This window comes from Kluyvera georgiana ATCC 51603, from assembly GCF_001654985.1.
Classification (GTDB): Bacteria; Pseudomonadota; Gammaproteobacteria; order Enterobacterales; family Enterobacteriaceae; genus Kluyvera; species Kluyvera georgiana.
On sequence record NZ_LXEU01000136.1, the window covers coordinates 1 to 608 of the forward strand.

Consider the following 608-nt stretch of genomic DNA (forward strand, 5'->3'; position numbering starts at 1 on the left):
AGGGAGGTGGTGATTGATCCTGTAAGGCTATAGCCTGAAGAATACCCATGTCGGAATATCTTTGCTTACTCACCACAAGTAAAAGGAGACAAACCGACATGGGGCTTTACAGGAGTTCATCACATGTATATTGGCGTTGCAAATACCACATAGTCTGGACGCCCAAGTACAGATTCAGGATCCTGAAAGATAAGCTGGGCAAGGAGCTGTACAGGACGATCTATATCCTCTGTGGAATAAAGGATTGTGAGGTTTTGGAGCTAAATGTTCAGCCTGATCATGTGCATCTGGTAGTAATCATCCCACCTAAGCTCTCGATATCAACTCTGATGGGCCATCTAAAAGGCCGAAGTGCCATCAGGCTTTATAACCGTTTTCCACATATCAGGAAGAAGCTATGGGGAAACCATTTTTGGTCCCGAGGCTACTTTGTCGATACGGTAGGGGTGAATGAAGAAATTATCAGAAGATATGTACGGCATCAGGAGAAAGCGGAACAAACGCATGAACAGCAGATGGAATTGCTAGAGTAATAATCGAAAGTTGACAGTAGCCCCCCTTACAGGGGGCATTCTCAAAAGCCACCTTCTCAGAAGGTGGTCTTTTAC

General features: G+C 45.1%; 1 protein-coding gene. It reads left to right on the forward strand.

Going from position 1 to position 608, the window contains the following annotated elements; all coding sequences use genetic code 11:
• The first annotated feature begins 98 nt into the window (after window positions 1-98).
• A complete protein-coding gene (tnpA, locus tag M989_RS24015; protein ID WP_064549266.1) occupies window positions 99-533 on the forward strand; it encodes an IS200/IS605 family transposase in 435 nt (144 codons plus the stop codon).
• Window positions 534-608: the final 75 nt, after the last annotated feature.